Origin of the sequence: Aeromonas sp. SE22 (assembly GCF_038739755.1) — a bacterium.
GTDB lineage: Bacteria > Pseudomonadota > Gammaproteobacteria > Enterobacterales > Aeromonadaceae > Aeromonas > Aeromonas jandaei.
This window is the reverse complement of the sequence record NZ_JBCGFD010000026.1, coordinates 1-15,375: the sequence shown is the minus strand read 5'-3', so window position 1 is coordinate 15,375 and position 15,375 is coordinate 1. Positions and strand designations below refer to the sequence as shown.

Annotated in this window: 14 protein-coding genes; 9 read left to right on the top strand and 5 right to left on the bottom strand. The window is 61.0% G+C overall.

The genetic code is table 11. The features are described 5' to 3' along the window. The 3 genes from AAHA39_RS20430 to rluA all read left to right on the top strand — a co-directional run. Positions 1–203, top strand: a 203-nt coding sequence (locus AAHA39_RS20430; protein ID WP_342690037.1) for a hypothetical protein, incomplete at its 5' end; no start/stop codon positions are given. Between the two features lie 95 nt (positions 204–298). Next, positions 299–3,166: an RNA polymerase-associated protein RapA gene (gene rapA / locus AAHA39_RS20425; RefSeq protein ID WP_320655406.1), complete on the top strand. Its 2,868-nt coding sequence runs from the start codon at positions 299–301 to the stop codon at positions 3,164–3,166. Positions 3,167–3,279: 113 nt separating this feature from the next. Next, on the top strand, positions 3,280–3,936 hold the full coding sequence (rluA, locus tag AAHA39_RS20420) for a bifunctional tRNA pseudouridine(32) synthase/23S rRNA pseudouridine(746) synthase RluA (RefSeq protein WP_019446233.1): 657 nt from the start codon (positions 3,280–3,282) through the stop codon (positions 3,934–3,936). Between the two features lie 64 nt (positions 3,937–4,000). Here the strand turns inward: rluA and AAHA39_RS20415 are convergent, their stop codons facing one another. The 5 genes from AAHA39_RS20415 to treR all read right to left on the bottom strand — a co-directional run bounded on the left by AAHA39_RS20415 (position 4,001) and on the right by treR (position 9,332). After that, entirely contained in the window at positions 4,001–4,189 is a 189-nt protein-coding gene (locus AAHA39_RS20415) for a hypothetical protein (protein WP_320655409.1), read from the bottom strand. 246 nt (positions 4,190–4,435) lie between these two features. Further along, a complete protein-coding gene (locus AAHA39_RS20410; RefSeq protein ID WP_320655411.1) occupies positions 4,436–5,029 on the bottom strand; it encodes a sugar O-acetyltransferase in 594 nt (197 codons plus the stop codon). A 3-nt stretch (positions 5,030–5,032) separates the two neighbouring features. Further along, positions 5,033–6,694, bottom strand: coding sequence for an alpha,alpha-phosphotrehalase (treC, locus tag AAHA39_RS20405; RefSeq protein ID WP_320655413.1), 1,662 nt, complete (start codon positions 6,692–6,694; stop codon positions 5,033–5,035). A gap of 67 nt (positions 6,695–6,761) precedes the next feature. Then, positions 6,762–8,192, bottom strand: coding sequence for a PTS trehalose transporter subunit IIBC (gene treB / locus AAHA39_RS20400; protein WP_104016537.1), 1,431 nt, complete (start codon positions 8,190–8,192; stop codon positions 6,762–6,764). 192 nt (positions 8,193–8,384) lie between these two features. Then, the gene (treR, locus tag AAHA39_RS20395; RefSeq protein ID WP_320655416.1) at positions 8,385–9,332 is read right to left on the bottom strand and encodes a trehalose operon repressor TreR; all 948 of its coding nucleotides are present in this window, start codon (positions 9,330–9,332) and stop codon (positions 8,385–8,387) included. 137 nt (positions 9,333–9,469) lie between these two features. Here treR and AAHA39_RS20390 point away from each other — a divergent pair, with 137 nt between their 5' ends. From AAHA39_RS20390 to pbpG, 6 genes are all read left to right on the top strand, one after another. Continuing rightward, on the top strand, positions 9,470–10,420 hold the full coding sequence (locus AAHA39_RS20390; protein ID WP_320655418.1) for an AEC family transporter: 951 nt from the start codon (positions 9,470–9,472) through the stop codon (positions 10,418–10,420). Positions 10,421–10,483: 63 nt separating this feature from the next. Beyond that, positions 10,484–10,678, top strand: a complete 195-nt coding sequence (locus AAHA39_RS20385) for a heavy-metal-associated domain-containing protein (protein WP_320655420.1) — start codon at positions 10,484–10,486, stop codon at positions 10,676–10,678. A gap of 130 nt (positions 10,679–10,808) precedes the next feature. After that, the gene (ansB, locus tag AAHA39_RS20380) at positions 10,809–11,867 is read left to right on the top strand and encodes an L-asparaginase 2 (protein ID WP_320655423.1); all 1,059 of its coding nucleotides are present in this window, start codon (positions 10,809–10,811) and stop codon (positions 11,865–11,867) included. Positions 11,868–12,047: 180 nt separating this feature from the next. Beyond that, positions 12,048–13,340, top strand: a complete 1,293-nt coding sequence (locus AAHA39_RS20375; protein ID WP_033115934.1) for a hemolysin family protein — start codon at positions 12,048–12,050, stop codon at positions 13,338–13,340. 18 nt (positions 13,341–13,358) lie between these two features. Then, complete coding sequence (locus tag AAHA39_RS20370) at positions 13,359–14,024, top strand: DedA family protein (RefSeq protein ID WP_041210893.1); 666 nt, start codon at positions 13,359–13,361, stop codon at positions 14,022–14,024. A 159-nt stretch (positions 14,025–14,183) separates the two neighbouring features. Beyond that, entirely contained in the window at positions 14,184–15,011 is an 828-nt protein-coding gene (gene pbpG, locus AAHA39_RS20365) for a D-alanyl-D-alanine endopeptidase (protein ID WP_033115932.1), read from the top strand. Positions 15,012–15,375 lie beyond the last annotated feature (364 nt).

Below are 15,375 nucleotides of genomic sequence, written 5' to 3'. Positions count from 1 at the left end.
CGCTTGCCGTGTCGATGGAGGCGCATTATAGGGATCCTGATCACGTTGGCAAGGGTGTTTTTGCATTAAATTCGTATTTTCAGCGCAACCGCTTACTTATTGTTCGAAACGATGATTTATTCCACGAAACACCCCACCACAGTCGCCTCCGGCTATCTTCTTTAGTGCCTTCTCTGCGACAAATCAGGGCCATCATGATTTGATCTCATCCCTCTATATCCTTGGTGATCGAGGTCACTCCTTCGGGTAACATAGCGCCCCTTTGCGATTCACACACTCTTGGGCTTTGGAGAGTTTAATGCCTTTTGCACTTGGCCAGCGTTGGATTAGTGATACAGAGACGGATCTTGGTTTGGGAACTGTCGTTGCTGTTGAAGGACGCATGGTTACCCTGTTGTTCCCGGCTACCGGTGAAAACCGCATGTATGCCAAAGAAGAGGCGCCGGTGACCCGGGTCAGCTTCAATGTGGGCGATCAGATTGCCAGTCACGAAGACTGGACCATGACGGTCGACGAAGTGCAGGAGAAAGATGGCCTGCTTATATATGTAGGTGTTCGCACCGACAATGATGAGCCGGTTGTCCTCAAGGAAGTGTTTCTCAACAACTTTATCAAGTTCAACAAGCCGCAGGATCGCCTGTTCGCCGGTCAGATCGATCGGATGTCCCGCTTTACCCTGCGCTACGAGGCGCTGGTCAACCAGCACAAGCGTCGTCGCAATCCGACCCGCGGTCTGGCCGGTGGCCGGGTCAGCCTGATCCCGCACCAACTCTATATTGCCCACGAGGTGGGTCACCGCTACGCCCCGCGCGTACTGCTGGCCGATGAGGTTGGTCTGGGCAAGACCATCGAAGCGGGCATGATCATTCATCAGCAGCTGCTCTCCGGCCGCGCCCATCGGGTGCTGATCCTGCTGCCCGAAACGCTCCAGCACCAGTGGCTGGTTGAAATGCTGCGCCGCTTCAACCTGCACTTCTCCCTGTTTGACGAGGAGCGCTGCATCGAGGCGTTCGCCGATGCGGAGAACCCCTTCGAGACCGAGCAGCTGGTGATCTGCAGCCTCGACTTCCTGCGCAAGAAGCGTCGTCGCTTCGAGCAGGTACTGGAAGCCGAGTGGGATCTGCTGGTTGTCGACGAAGCGCACCATCTGGAGTGGAGTGAAGAGGCGCCGAGCCGTGCCTATGAAATGGTGGAAGCGCTGGCCGAACAGGTGCCGGGCGTGCTACTGCTGACCGCCACCCCGGATCAGCTGGGCCACCAGAGCCACTTCGCCCGTCTGCGCCTGCTAGATCCCGAGCGTTTCTACGACTACGAGGCCTTTCTCGCCGAGGAGCAGGCCTATGGTCAGGTCGCCAGCGCCGCGCAAGAGCTGCTGGATGGCGAGACCCTGAGCGACAATGCCAAAGCCATCTTGGCCGATCAACTGAGCGGTCTGGATCTCGGCAATGCCGCCGCCCGTCAACAGGCGGTCGCCAAGCTGCTGGATCAGCACGGCACCGGCCGCGTCCTGTTCCGCAACAGCCGCGCCAATATTCAGGGCTTCCCCGAGCGGCATCTCAACGTCTACCCCATGCCGCTGCCGGAGCAGTACAAGACCGCCATCAAGGTGATGGGCATGATGGGTGGCAATGGCGGCGATCTGCAGACCCGCGCCCTGCGCTACCTCTACCCCGAGAAAATCTTCCAGCAGTTTGAAGGTGACAGCGCCAGCTGGACCCAGTTTGACCCGCGCGTTGACTGGCTGCTAGAGCTGCTGATCTCTGCCCGTCAGCAGAAGGTGCTGGTGATCTGCTCCGAAGCGGCCACCGCCATCGCGCTGGAAGAGGCCGTGCGCACCCGCGAGGGGATCCGCGCCGCCGTCTTCCACGAGGGGATGTCCATCCTCGAGCGGGACAAGGCCTCCGCCTATTTCGCTCAAGCTGAGGGTGGCGCCCAGGTGCTGCTCTGCTCCGAGATCGGCTCCGAAGGTCGCAACTTCCAGTTTGCCAGCCATCTGGTGCTGTTCGATCTGCCCCTCAACCCGGATCTGCTGGAGCAGCGGATCGGCCGTCTCGACCGCATCGGTCAGCAGAACACCGTCGAAATCCACGTCCCCTATCTGGAGGGCACCTCCCAGCGCGCCCTGCAGCTCTGGTATCACGATGGCCTCGATGCGTTCGAGCAGACCTGCCCGACCGCCCGCCCGGTATTTGAAGCGGTGCGTGACGAGCTGTTCGAGCTGCTGGCCGCCAATACCGGTGATCAGGCGACCCTCGAAGCGCTGCTAACCCGCACCCGCGAGTTGCACGAGCCGCTCAAGGCCAAGCTGGAACAGGGCCGCGATCGTCTGCTGGAGATCCACTCCAGCGGTGGCGAAGCGGCCAAACAGCTGGTCGAGAAGCTGGCTGCCGAAGATGACGACACCGGCATGATCTCCTTCGCCCTCAAGATGTTCGACGAGATCGGCGTCAATCAGGATGATCGCGGCGAGAACGCGCTGGTGCTGATGCCGGGCGATCACATGCTGGTGCCCAGCTTCCCGGGCCTGCCGCAAGACGGCATGACAATCACCTTTGATCGCACCACCGCCCTGTCGCGGGACGATATGTCGTTCCTCTCCTGGGATCACCCCATGATGCGCGGCGGTATCGACCTGATCCTCGGTTCCGAGATCGGTGCCACCTCGGTGGCTCTGCTCAAGAACAAGGCGCTGCCGGTCGGTTCCATCCTGCTGGAGCTGATCTTCGTCGCCGAGTCTGCGGCTCATCCCCAGCTCTACCGCTTTATGCCGCCGACACCGATCCGCCTGCTGATGGACAAGAACGGCAACAATCTCGGCGAGAAGGTGGCGTTCGATGCGTTCAACCGCCAGCTGACGCCGGTTAACCGCCACCTTGGCAGCAAGCTGGTGACTGCGTCCCAGCCGGTGATCCATGGTCTGATTGGCCAGGGTCAGGCGATTGCCGAAGAGCTGAAGGCCGGGATTGTCGACAAGGCCCGCGCCCAGATGGCGCAGACCCTGCAGCAGGATCTCGATCGTCTGGAGGCGCTCAAGGCGGTCAACCCGAACGTGCGCGACAGCGAGCTGGAATATCTGCGCAATCTGCAGGCAGAATTGCACCACCTGATCGACCAGACCCAGCTCAAGCTGGATGCCATCCGCTTTATTGTGGTGACCCATAACTGATAAAACGGTGAAATGGCCAAACCCAACGCATGTTGGCTGCCATGCACTTTTTATCGTGGTAACCCATAACTGATGGGGGCTTGCCCCCGCTTTGACCAAAGATGCGAGACGCTATGTTTGTATACTCACCGCCCCTGGAACCCTGGCTCGATATCCTGTTCAAGGACAAGGACATCATGGTGGTCAACAAGCCCACTGGCCTGCTGAGCGTCCCCGGGCGCGGCCCCGAGAACGAAGACAGCGTGCTCCATCGGGTCAAGCAGCAGCACCCCAAGGCGGCAGCCGCCCATCGCCTCGACATGGCGACCACCGGTGTGCTGGTGATCCCGCTCAATCCCAACTCCCACCGGGAGCTGAGCCGGCAATTCCGCGAGCGGGAGACCGAGAAGCACTACCTCGCCTGGGTGTGGGGTGAACCGGAGCTGGATGCGGGCGAAGTGGATCTGCCACTCTGCGTCGACTGGCCCAACCGGCCGAAACAGAAAGTTGACCATGAGGAGGGGCGCCATGCCCTGACCCTGTGGCAGAAGCTGAAGGTGGAGAATGGCAACAGCCTGATCAAGCTGACCCCGATTACCGGTCGCTCCCATCAGCTGCGGGTTCATATGCTGGAGCTGGGCCACCCCATCCTCGGCGATAACCTCTACGCCAACCCGGATGCGCTGGCGGCGGCACCACACCTTTATCTGCATGCGGCCAGCCTGACCATCAGCCATCCCCGCAGTGGCGAGCGAATGACCTTCGAGGCGCCAGCCCCTTTCCCGGTCTGAGCCTGACAGGTAACAGCCCAATAAAAAGAAAGCCCCCATCGAGAGATGGGGGCTTTTTTATCGCTCAGACGCGGATATCGATATTGCTTCCGAGGGAAGCGCTGGCCGATGTCGGCGCAGCCGGAGCGGATTGCGCTGCGGTTTGCAGCAATTTCAGTGCGGCTTCGCCCTCTTGGATCTGCTGTTTCTTGGCCAAACTGGCCGCCATCAACGCAGAACCGAACGACGCATTTGCAGAGCTGGATATGTCCATAGGTTACCTCCTGCATCAAAGAGTATCGGCCGCCCTCAGCCAGACATGAGCAATCAATGGACAATAATCCGAACCGGGGCCCGGTTGCATGTCGATCGGGCGAATGCTTTGGAAGGGATAAATCGCCCCGAAACCGCGCCAACTGGGCGCTGTGAGGGGTTATCAGCCATTCGATAAGCAAATGATGCTGGCAATATCATTTAAAAAATAAATGATAAAAAACGCCGCCAAGCCACCCGAAAATGCCTATTCGAGGCCCGCAAGCTCCTCCGCCGTCATCGGCCGCAATACCCGACAAGGGTTGCCGGCCGCCACCACATTGGCGGGCACATCTTTGGTCACCACCGAGCCGGCGCCGATGACGCTGTTATCACCGATGGTGACGCCGGGGCAGATGACGACGCTGCCACCAATCCAGACGTTGTGACCGATCCGTACCGGCTTGCCGAACTCGACACCCCTGATGCGCGGCGCCACCGCCACCGGGTGAGCGGCGGTGTAGATCTGCACCCCGGGCGCCAGCAGCACATTGTCGCCGATGTGCACCTCACAGACGTCGAGGATGGTGCAACCCACGTTGGCGTAGAAGTTCTCGCCGACGAAGATGTTGGCGCCATAGTCGCAGAAGAACGGCGGATTGATGGCGCACTCGTTGCCACGTCCACCGAGCAGCTCGTGCAGCAAAGCATCCCGCGCCGGTTTTTCCTGCCAGCTGGTGTTGAAGGTGTGATAGACCCTGCGGCAGCGCTCGCGCGCCGCTTTCAGCTCGGGATCGCCCGCATCATAAGGCTCCCCCGCCACCATCTTCTGCCACTCGGCACCACGCACCACCTTCTCCATTACCTACTCCATCAGCCAGATCAGGGATTCATAAGGGCGCAGCATACCCGATTGCGGCTGGGCCGGGCTATCCGGGTAGTTGCCGAGCAGCAGCCGACCCTTCCCGCTTTGCAGCTCGGCAGGCAAGGCAAACTCAACCGGCTCGCCGTAGAAGTTGCTCACCACCAGCAGGGTCTGACCGTTGGCGCGGCGGGCATAGGCCCAGATCTGCGGGTGCCCGGTCAGCAGCTCCTGATAATCCCCCTGCGTGAAGATGGGGTGCGCCTTGCGAAGGGCGATGAGATCCCGATAGTGCCAGAACACCGAGTGCTGGTCGGCCAGCGCCGCCTCGGCATTGATCTCGGAATAGTTGGCGGCTGGCTTGAGCCAGGGCGTTCCGCTGGTGAAACCGGCATTGGGGGCGGCTCTCCACTGCATCGGGGTGCGCGAGTTGTCGCGGGACTTGGCACCGAGAATGGCGAGGATCTCGGCCTCGCTCATCCCTTCGGCCTGCTTGATGGCGAAGATGTTGCGGCTCTCTACATCCTGATAGTCATCGATGCGCTGATAGCCGGGGTTGGTCATGCCGATCTCCTCCCCCTGATAGATGTAGGGGGTGCCTTGCAGGCCGTGCAGCGTGCTGGCCAGCATCTTGGCGGCCACTACCCGATGCTCGCCCTCATCGCCGAAGCGGGAGACGATGCGTGGTTGATCGTGGTTGCACCAGAACAGCGCCGACCACCCCTTGCCATGCATGCCGCTCTGCCAGTGGTTGAAGATGCGCTTGAGTTCGAGGAAATCGAACGGCGCCTTGGTCCACTTGTCGCCCTTGGGGTAATCCACCTTCAGATGGTGGAAGTTGAACACCATGGAGAGCTCGGAGCCATCGAGGGCGCCATAGCGCTGGCAGTGCTCCAGCGAAGTAGAGGACATCTCCCCCACCGTCATGGCTCCCACCGGGGCAAACACGTCGCGGCTCACGTCCTGCAAAAATTCGTGGATGCGCGGCCCGTCGGTATAGAAGCGGCGGCCATCGCCAATCTCGTCGTTCGGGAACGCCTGATCCTTGGAGATGAGGTTGATAACGTCGAGGCGGAAACCATCCACCCCCTTCTGGGCCCAGAAGTGGATGATGTTTTTCACCTCGGCGCGCACCGCCGGATTTTCCCAGTTGAGATCCGCCTGCTCGCGGGCAAACAAGTGCAGGTAGTACTGACCGGTAATCTCATCGAGCTCCCAGGCGCTGCCACCAAACTTGGATTGCCAATTGTTGGGCACGCCGCCATCCACCGGATCGCGCCAGATGTAGTAGTCGCGGTAGGGGCTGTTTTTATCGCCAAGCGCCGAATGGAACCAGGCGTGCTCGGTGGAGGTGTGGTTGACCACGATATCCATCACGATGCGGATGTCGCGCGCGTGGGCGGCGGCCAGCAGCGCCTCGAAATCAGCCATGGTGCCGTAGGCGGGGTCGATGGCGTAGTAGTCGGCGATGTCGTAGCCGTTGTCCACCTGCGGCGAGACGTAAACCGGGGTCAGCCAGAGGGCATCGACCCCCAGCGTCTTGAGGTAGTCGAGGCGGGCCATGATCCCCTTGAGATCGCCGGTGCCACGGGCAGCGGAATCCTGAAAGCTCTTGGGATAGATCTGGTAAATCACGGCGCTCTGCCACCAGGGTGTTTGGCTCATGGCTCTTTCTCTTGTCACAAATTGAAATGGAAGAGGGCGACCCCTTGGGTCGCCCTGACAATCAGATTCAGGCGCTGGCTTCGGCCAGCTTGCCGGCCGCTTGCTGGCGCTTGTAGACCAGCAGGGTCAGCACCACCGGCACCACGATGGCGACCAGCATGGCGAGGGAGTAAACGGCCCAGTATTGCGGCTGGATGGAGAGGATGCCCGGCAGGCCGCCTACCCCGATACCGTTGGCCATCACCCCGGCGAAACCGCAGATGAGGGCAGCAAGGCTGGAGCCCACCATGGCGCACAGCATGGGGAACTTGTACTTGAGGTTGATACCGTACATCGCCGGCTCGGTCACCCCGAGGTAGGCGGAGATGGCGGCAGGTACCGAGATCTCCCGTTCGTTCTCCTTGCGGCTAATCAGAATGATGCCGACGACCGCAGAAGCCTGGGCGATGTTGGAGAGGGCGATAAGCGGCCAGATCGGGGTGCCACCCATGCTCTGCATCAGTTGCAAATCCACCGCGTTGGTGGTGTGGTGGATGCCGGTGATGACCAGCGGCGCGTAGAGGAATCCGAACAGGGCGGCACCGATAGGGGCGAAGGAGCCGGTCATGGCGGCCTTGGCAGCGAAGCCGACGCCATCACCCAGCCAGCGGCCGAACGGGCCGATAAAGGCGTGAGCCACGATCACCGCCAGCAGCAGAGAAACAAACGGCACAATCACCAGATAGAGATAGGCCGGAATGATGCGCTTGAGGTTGGTCTCCACCCAGGCGAGGAACACGCCTGCCAGCAGCGCCGGAATGACCTGCGCCTGATAACCCACCTTCTGGATCACGAACAGACCGAAGTCCCACACCTCGGGAGTCTGCTGGCCGATGCCGTAGGCGTTCATCAACTGTGGCGACACCAGCGTGATACCGAGCACGATACCGAGGATCTCGGAGCCACCCATCTTCTTGACCGCAGACCAGCAGACGCCCACCGGCAGGAAGTGGAAGATCGCTTCGCCCAGCAGCCAGAGGAAGGCGTGCACCTGAGCCCAGAACTGGCTGATCTCGGTGAGGGTGTGAGTGCCATCGTCGAACATCTTGATGTCGCCGATGACGTTGCGAAAGCCCAGGATCAAACCACCGGTGATGATGGCGGGCAGCAGCGGCACGAAGATCTCCGCCAGATGGGAGATGCCCCGCTCCAGCGGATTCATATTCTGGCGCGCCGCCTGCTTGGCGGCCTCCTTGCTGCCACCGCTGACGCCGAGCTGTTCGGTCAGCGCCTTGTACCACTGCTCTACCTCGTTGCCGATCACCACCTGGAACTGACCGCCCTGAGTGAAGCTTCCCTTCACCGCCGGGATGGTTTCGATGGCTTTGCTGTCGGCCTTGGCCGGATCGTTCAGGACGAAGCGCAACCGGGTCAGACAGTGGCTGACAGTGGCGATGTTCTCCTTGCCGCCGATCTTGTCGATCAGGGTGGCAAGCTGCTGTGCGTTGATCTTGGACATGGGTCTTCCCTCTGTGACGCCATTGAATAGTGGTCTGCATCGCCCTTGCGAGCCACTCTTTGGGCTCGAGCGTTTTTGGTATCGTTCCCATTTAGCATGCCGACAATCTTGCCAGATCAAAATGGGAACGTTCCCAATTCGTGGCCAGCGTCACAAAAAGCGCGTTTTTTGTTCAGCCCGGAGTGATGGGGGTCACAGGGTGCGGCAGGGGGCTATGGTCGCCAGCGGCGGCTGCTCCTGCTCGATCTGGCCGAGCAGCTGCCGCGCCGCCTGCTCCCCCGCCCCCTTGTAACCGAGATCCAGAGTGAGGGCGTTGGGAAAGAGGAAGGTGAACATGGGGTTGTTGCCAAGGCCGGTCACCAGCACCTCGCTACGCCCTTGTTCTTGCAGGTATTTTGCCGCACCGATGGCGAGGGTGTCGCTGGCGCAGACCAGCGCGCCGGTGGTCGGGGTGAGCAGCTCGGCAGCCAACCGGTAGCCGCTCTGCAGGCTGAGATCGCCGAGGGCGCTGCGCGCCGCCAGCCCCTGCTCGGCGCAGTAGCCGAGGTAGGCGTCGAGCCGGCGCTGGCCGGTGGTGAGGTCGGCAGTATCCACCCCCAGATAGGCGATATCGCGGATACCGCGGGCAGCGAGCTGGCCCAGCATGGTGCGCACCGCCCCGACATCGTCAAAGCAGACCGAGGAGAAACCGGGATGTTCGCGGGCAACCAGCACCAGCTTATCCCTGAGCGGCGCCATGGCGGCATAGTCGAGATCGTTGAAGGCGAACAGGATGATGCCATCCACTCCGCGCCGCTCCAGCACCGCCAGATGCTCCTGTACCTTGGCGGGGGAGAATTTGCTCTCCATCAGCACGGCGTCGTAGCCGCGCTGGTAGAGGGTCTCCAGCATGCCGCGCACCGCCTGATTCTCCGAGCTGGAGTCGAGCCGCGAGACGATGATCCCCACCACCTGCTGGCTCTGGCTGCGCATGGCTCGCGCCGACTTGCTCGGCACGAAGCCGTGCTCGGCGATGATCTGCTCCACCCGCTCGCGGGTCTCCTGCTTCACCTTGGGATCCTGATTGAGCACCCGGGAGACAGTCGACTTGCCGACCCCCGAGAGGCGGGCGATATCGAGGATGGTCAGTTTCTTGTCCATGGATTGACTCACTGGGGCTTGGCGCAGGCGGTGGAAATTGCCCACATTGTTGTGATTAACCCCTGTGAATACAAGCCCATGGCGTTAGAATGCCCTTTTTGCCCCGCTTCGGACGGCGCATCAGGAGGACGCCCACCATGGATCTGCTGGCCAGTCTGCTCTTCTCCCTCTCCATCACAGGTCCCATCTGCGTGATCCTGCTGCTCGGCATCTGGCTCAAACGGCTGGGGCTGCTGCCGGAGCCCTTCACCGAATCCGCCTCCCGGCTGGTGTTTCAGGTCACCCTGCCCGCCCTGCTCTTTCTCAGCATTCTGGGCACCAACTTCGCCACCATGCCGAGCCCCTGGTTTATCGGTTACGGCCTGCTAGCCACCGTCGCCAGCTATCTGGTACTGGAGCTGCTGGCGGGCCGCCTTATCGGCGAGCAGCGACTGCGCGGCATCTTCGTGCAGGGGAGTTTTCGCGGCAACAGCGCCATCATAGGGCTCGCCTACGTGCAAAACGCCTATGGCCACGAGGGGCTGGGGGCGGCAGCGCTCTACGTCGGCGCGGTCACCGTGCTCTACAACATCCTCGCGGTCATCACCCTCACCCGCAGCCTCGGCGGTGCCACCGGTATCCGCCCCATCCTGCTCGGCATCATCAAGAATCCGCTCATCATCGCCATCGTGGCGGCCCTGCCCTTCAGCCTGCTCGGCATCAAGATGCCGCAGCTGCTGCTCACCACCGGCAGCTACTTCGCCAACATGACGTTGCCGCTGGCGCTGCTCTGCACCGGCGCCGCCCTCAGTCTCGGCGCCCTGCGCGGCGGGGCGGCGCTGACCGGCTGGGCCAGCGTGATGCGGCTCTGCCTCATTCCAGCGGTATTCACTCTGGGGGCTGCCCTGCTCGGCTTCAGCCATCTGGAACTCGGCATCCTGTTTCTTATCAGCGCCACCCCGACTGCTGCCGCCAGCTATGTGATGACCCGCGCCATGGGGGGCGACAGCGTGCTGGCGGCAAACATCATCGCCACCACCACCCTCGGCTCGCTGGTCACTACCAGCCTCGGGGCAACCCTGATGAATTACCTCGGTCTGATGTACTGACGGCTTGACCTTGCCGGAGGCGACAGCTTTACCCTTGTGCCATATCAACCGAGGAGAGCATTTATGACCATCGAACTCACCGTCTCCGGCATGTCCTGTGGTGGCTGCGCCGCCAGCCTGCAAAAAGCGCTGCTGGCCCAGCCTGCAGTTACCACCGCAACCGTCGACTTTGCCAACAACAAGGCCGTCATCGAGAGCGAGCTGAGCAAAGCCGAGCTGATCGCCCTGATCGAAGCCAAGGGTTTCTCTGCGAGTTAAATTATCTCTATAGAGGTATAAAACAGGTTAAAAATCTGTACTCACCTGTCTTTTGGTGAGTTTTATCACAGATATTGATGGTTATCTGGGCAAACTGGCTGCAATTATTCCAACCATAAGGATTTGCAGCATGACCCTACCGATCCGCAAGACCCTGCTCGCCGCCGTCGTCGGCCTGACCCTCTCCCCCATGGCCATGGCGCTGCCCAACGTGCATATCCTGGCGACCGGCGGCACCATCGCCGGGGCAGGCCAGTCCGCTACCCAGTCCAACTACGAGGCTGGCAAGGTGGCCATCGAAACCCTGATCGCCGCCGTGCCCGAGATGAAAAACGTGGCCGACGTGCAGGGTGAGCAGGTGGTGAAGATCGGCTCCCAGGACATGAACGACGAGGTGTGGCTCAAGCTGGCCAAGCGGGTCAACGAGCTGCTGGCCAAGGATGATGTGGATGGCATCGTCATCACCCACGGCACCGACACCATGGAAGAGACCGCCTACTTCCTCAATCTGACCGTCAAGAGCGACAAGCCGGTGGTGCTGGTCGGTGCCATGCGCCCCTCCACCGCCATGAGCGCCGACGGCCCGATGAACCTCTACAACGCCGTGGTGACCGCATCTGACCCCGCCTCCAGGGGACGTGGCGTCATGGTAGCGATGAACGACACCGTGCTCGATGCCCGCGACGTCACCAAGACCAACACCACCGGCGTGCAGACCTTTGCTTCCCCCAACTTCGGCCCGCTCGGCTACATCCACAACGGCAAGATCGACTATCAGCGCAGCCCGGCCCGCCTGCACACCAGCAAGACTCCGTTTGACGTGAGCAAGCTCGACAAGCTGCCGCAGGTTGGCATCGTCTACAGCTACGCCAACGCCACTGATCTGCCGGCCAAGGCAATGGTGGATGCCAAGTTCGACGGCATCGTCAGCGCCGGGGTGGGTAACGGCAACCTCTACCACACCCTGTTCGATACTCTGGCCAAGGCGAGCAAGGATGGCATCCGGGTCGTGCGCTCCGCCCGCGTACCGACCGGCTCCACCACTCTGGATGCCGAAATTGATGACGCCAAGTACGGCTTCGTCGCCGCCGAGACCCTCAACCCGCAAAAGGCGCGGGTGCTGCTGATGCTCTCCCTGACCCAGACCAAGGATCCCAAGCAGATCCAGCGCTACTTCCAGCAGTTCTGACAGGGGACTCTGCAATCATGCCAAGGGCGGGATCTCCCGCCCTTTTCTCATCCCTTCGCGTCACTCCCTGCCCCTGCGAGATCAAATTAGCGAGCAGGATCACCCGCTTTCACAAGCACATCGCCGCCAAATTCATTACACTGCCAGCGATATTTTCTACTCAAGGAGTGCAGCTGCAGTATGGAACTGTTGATCCTGTTGGGATTGATCTTGCTTAACGGCCTCTTCGCCATGTCGGAAATCGCCATCGTCACCGCCCGCAAGGCGCGTCTTGGCAAGCTGGCTAATGAAGGAAGCCGCTCGGCGGCCATCGCACTCAAACTCGGCGAAAACCCGACTCATTTCCTCTCCGCCGTGCAGATCGGCATCACCTCCATCGGCCTGCTCAACGGTATCTATGGCGAATCCCTGCTGGCGCAGCCCTTCTCCCTCTGGCTGCAGGAGTGGGGACTCTCCCCCAAGAGCAGCGGACTTATCGCCACCGTCATCGTGGTGGTGGGAGTAACCTACCTCTCCATCGTGGTCGGTGAACTGGTACCCAAGCGGCTTGGCCAACTCAGCGCCGAGCGCATCGCCTGTATGGTGGCGCGCCCCATGCTGTGGCTTGCCATCATGACCCGCCCCTTCGTCTGGCTGCTCTCGGCATCCACCAACACCACCTTGCGCCTGCTGCGGGTCAACCAGAATGGCAACGCCAACGTCACCGAGGAGGAGATCCATGCCATGCTGGTAGAGGGGTCGGAAGCCGGGGTGATCGAGGATCACGAACACACCATGCTGCGCAACGTGTTTCGTTTAGACGAGCGCAGCCTCTCCTCCCTGATGGTGCCGCGCAGCGATATCCGCTATCTGGATCTGGCGCTGCCGCTGGAGGCCAACCTGCAACGGCTGGTGGAGTATCGTCACAGCTTCTTCCCGGTCTGCGACGGCAGCCTGTCGGATCTGGTAGGGGTCATCAACGTCAGCAAGGTGCTGCACGCCTACATCAAGGGAGAGCCCATCGATCTGGCGGCCCTGACCCAGGATTGCAGCCTGCTGCCCGAGACCCTCAACGGGGTCGAGCTGCTCAACCACTTCCGCACCCACAGCGAACAGATGGTGATGGTGGTGGACGAGTATGGCGAGCTGCAGGGGCTGGTCACCCAGCAGGATCTGCTGGAGGCGCTGGCCGGGGATTTCCAGCAGGAGGATGGCGAGGACAACTGGGCATTCCAGCGCGCCGACGGCAGCTGGCTGCTCGATGGCCTGATCCCGCTGCCCGAGTTGAAGGACTGTCTGGAGCTGGTTCGCCTGCCGGAAGAAGAAAAACATCACTATCACACCCTCGGAGGGCTTATCATGCTGCTCCTTGGTCGTGTTCCACACACCGGCGATCTGGTGACCCTGGAACAGTGGCAACTGGAAATTGTTGACATGGATGGTCTGCGCATCGACAAGGTGCTCGCCATGCCCTTGACCGATCAACCCAGCTAACCTGCGGAGTTTGCAAGTATGGAGCGGTTTTACCAACTGGCTCACGCCTTTATGCATCAGGATCTGGTGACCCTGTCCGATCCCAAGATGGCCTTCATGGTTTGCGCCGTCTTACTGACCTTTCTGGTATTGGAAAATGGCTTTATCCCCACCGCTTTCCTGCCCGGCGACAGCCTGTTGATCCTGACCGGCGTCCTCATCTATCAGGACGTGCTCTCCTTCGGGGTGATCCCGCTGCTGATCATGGCCACCTTCGTCGGCACCTGGCTCGGCTACATGCAGGGGCGCTTCCTCGGCCATACCCAGCTCTACCACCGGTTGCTCTCCCATGTGGAAGAGAAGCACCAGCAAAAGGTTTACTACCTGCTGGACAAGTACGGGATCATCACCCTGATCACCGCCCGCTACATTGCCTTCGTCCGCACCGCCTACCCCTACATAGTCGGCGCCACCGAACTGCCGCAGGGCCGCTTTCTCATCGTCAATCTGATCAGCTCCATCATGTGGATCTGCCCGCTGGTGGGCTTCGGCTACTACCTGAGCCACACCAAACTGGCAGCCGAATATCAATCCCAGTTCCTCAGCATCATCATCTACCTGCCGGTGGTGCTGCTGGTCGGTGGCGTCATCGCCCTCATCTGGCGCTGGATCAGCAAGCGCAAGTCCACACGGACCCAGAACTGACGCCAGCTGACCATGCCTGCACGAAGAGCCCTCCCATGGAGGGCTTTTTTGATCCCGCTTTTGCGCAAAGCGCAGAAATAGTCTCGATCGCCCCTTGTAAAGCCCGGTCAAAAATGAGTGAATCTAGCGCCTTTTTTCGATGGGAATGGAGTCGGTAGTATGCGGTGTCGGATTCGCGCAGTTGCGCTGGTTGTCGGCTTGATGGGAATGCTGGGATTGCCTGCGGCGAGTGCCGCCCCCAGCCCTGCCAAGCTGGATGTACGCTCGGAAAGCGCACTGGTGGTAGACGTCAACTCGGGCAAGACCCTTTATCAGAAGAATGCCAACAAGGCCCGCCCCATCGCCTCCCTCACCAAGCTGATGACGGCGCTGGTGGTGCTGGAAGCCCGGCAGAATCTGGATCAGATCATCACGGTCGACAAGGATGACATCGACCGGGTCAAGCACACCCATTCACGCATTCGCATGGGCACCAAGGTGACCCGCCGCGACGCCCTGCATCTGGCGCTGATGTCCTCCGAAAACCGGATGGCCTCCGCCCTCGGCCGCCACTACCCGGGCGGCCGCAGCGCCTTCGTGCGCGCCATGAACAACAAGGCGCGTCAGCTGGGCATGCGCAATACCCACTTCTACGACTCCACCGGCCTCTCGACCCGCAACGTCGCGACTGCGCAGGATCTGGCCAAGTTGGTGGCTGCCGCCTATCGCCAGCCGCTGATCCGCCAGTTCACTCAGGACGAGAACCGCGAGATGCGTTTCAGCACCCCGGCCTACAGCCTGATGTTCAACAACACCAACCCGCTGGTTAAGAACCCGGATTGGGATGTACGCCTCTCCAAGACCGGCTTTACCGATGAAGCGGGCCGCTGTCTGGTAATGCGGGCCAAGCCGGACAACCGCGAGTTGGCCATCGTGCTGCTCAACTCGGTGGGCAAGCGCACCCCGGTCGGCGATGCCAACCGCATTCGCAAATGGCTGAAAAGCTGAGCAAATCACTCCTACTGAAAAAGGATGCTGCGGCATCCTTTTTTATTGCCGCCAAACCGCGCAGAAGCGCGTTAAAGGCATTTGGCGGTAGTGACCAGGTATCCACGCATGCAAGATCAGCCACTGCAAACAGCGAGGTTTGGACGCGGTAGGCTAACGAGGGGCAACGGGCAGGAATAAGTGGGAATACGGGTGTTGCAGCAAGCTGGGAAGAGGCCGTTGCAGCACCATTAGCGGGAACAAGCGAGATGGATAGAGGGTGAAAAATACCCATAAAAAAACAGCCCCGACCGAAGTCGAGGCTGTCTGTATGGTGCGCCCGAGAGGATTCGAACCTCTGACCACCTGGTTCGTAGCCAGGTAC

Excerpts from the sequence above, each read along its gene's own strand:
- treC (WP_320655413.1), bottom strand. The coding sequence starts at position 6,694 with ATGAGCCAAACACCCTGGTGGCAGAGCGCCGTGATTTACCAGATCTAT.
- AAHA39_RS20385 (WP_320655420.1), top strand. The coding sequence starts at position 10,484 with ATGACCATCGAACTCACCGTCTCCGGCATGTCCTGTGGTGGCTGCGCC.
- treB (WP_104016537.1), bottom strand. The coding sequence starts at position 8,192 with ATGTCCAAGATCAACGCACAGCAGCTTGCCACCCTGATCGACAAGATC.
- rapA (WP_320655406.1), top strand. The coding sequence starts at position 299 with ATGCCTTTTGCACTTGGCCAGCGTTGGATTAGTGATACAGAGACGGAT.
- pbpG (WP_033115932.1), top strand. The coding sequence starts at position 14,184 with ATGCGGTGTCGGATTCGCGCAGTTGCGCTGGTTGTCGGCTTGATGGGA.
- AAHA39_RS20375 (WP_033115934.1), top strand. The coding sequence starts at position 12,048 with ATGGAACTGTTGATCCTGTTGGGATTGATCTTGCTTAACGGCCTCTTC.
- treR (WP_320655416.1), bottom strand. The coding sequence starts at position 9,332 with ATGGACAAGAAACTGACCATCCTCGATATCGCCCGCCTCTCGGGGGTC.
- rluA (WP_019446233.1), top strand. The coding sequence starts at position 3,280 with ATGTTTGTATACTCACCGCCCCTGGAACCCTGGCTCGATATCCTGTTC.
- AAHA39_RS20415 (WP_320655409.1), bottom strand. The coding sequence starts at position 4,189 with ATGGACATATCCAGCTCTGCAAATGCGTCGTTCGGTTCTGCGTTGATG.
- AAHA39_RS20410 (WP_320655411.1), bottom strand. The coding sequence starts at position 5,029 with ATGGAGAAGGTGGTGCGTGGTGCCGAGTGGCAGAAGATGGTGGCGGGG.
- AAHA39_RS20370 (WP_041210893.1), top strand. The coding sequence starts at position 13,359 with ATGGAGCGGTTTTACCAACTGGCTCACGCCTTTATGCATCAGGATCTG.
- AAHA39_RS20390 (WP_320655418.1), top strand. The coding sequence starts at position 9,470 with ATGGATCTGCTGGCCAGTCTGCTCTTCTCCCTCTCCATCACAGGTCCC.
- ansB (WP_320655423.1), top strand. The coding sequence starts at position 10,809 with ATGACCCTACCGATCCGCAAGACCCTGCTCGCCGCCGTCGTCGGCCTG.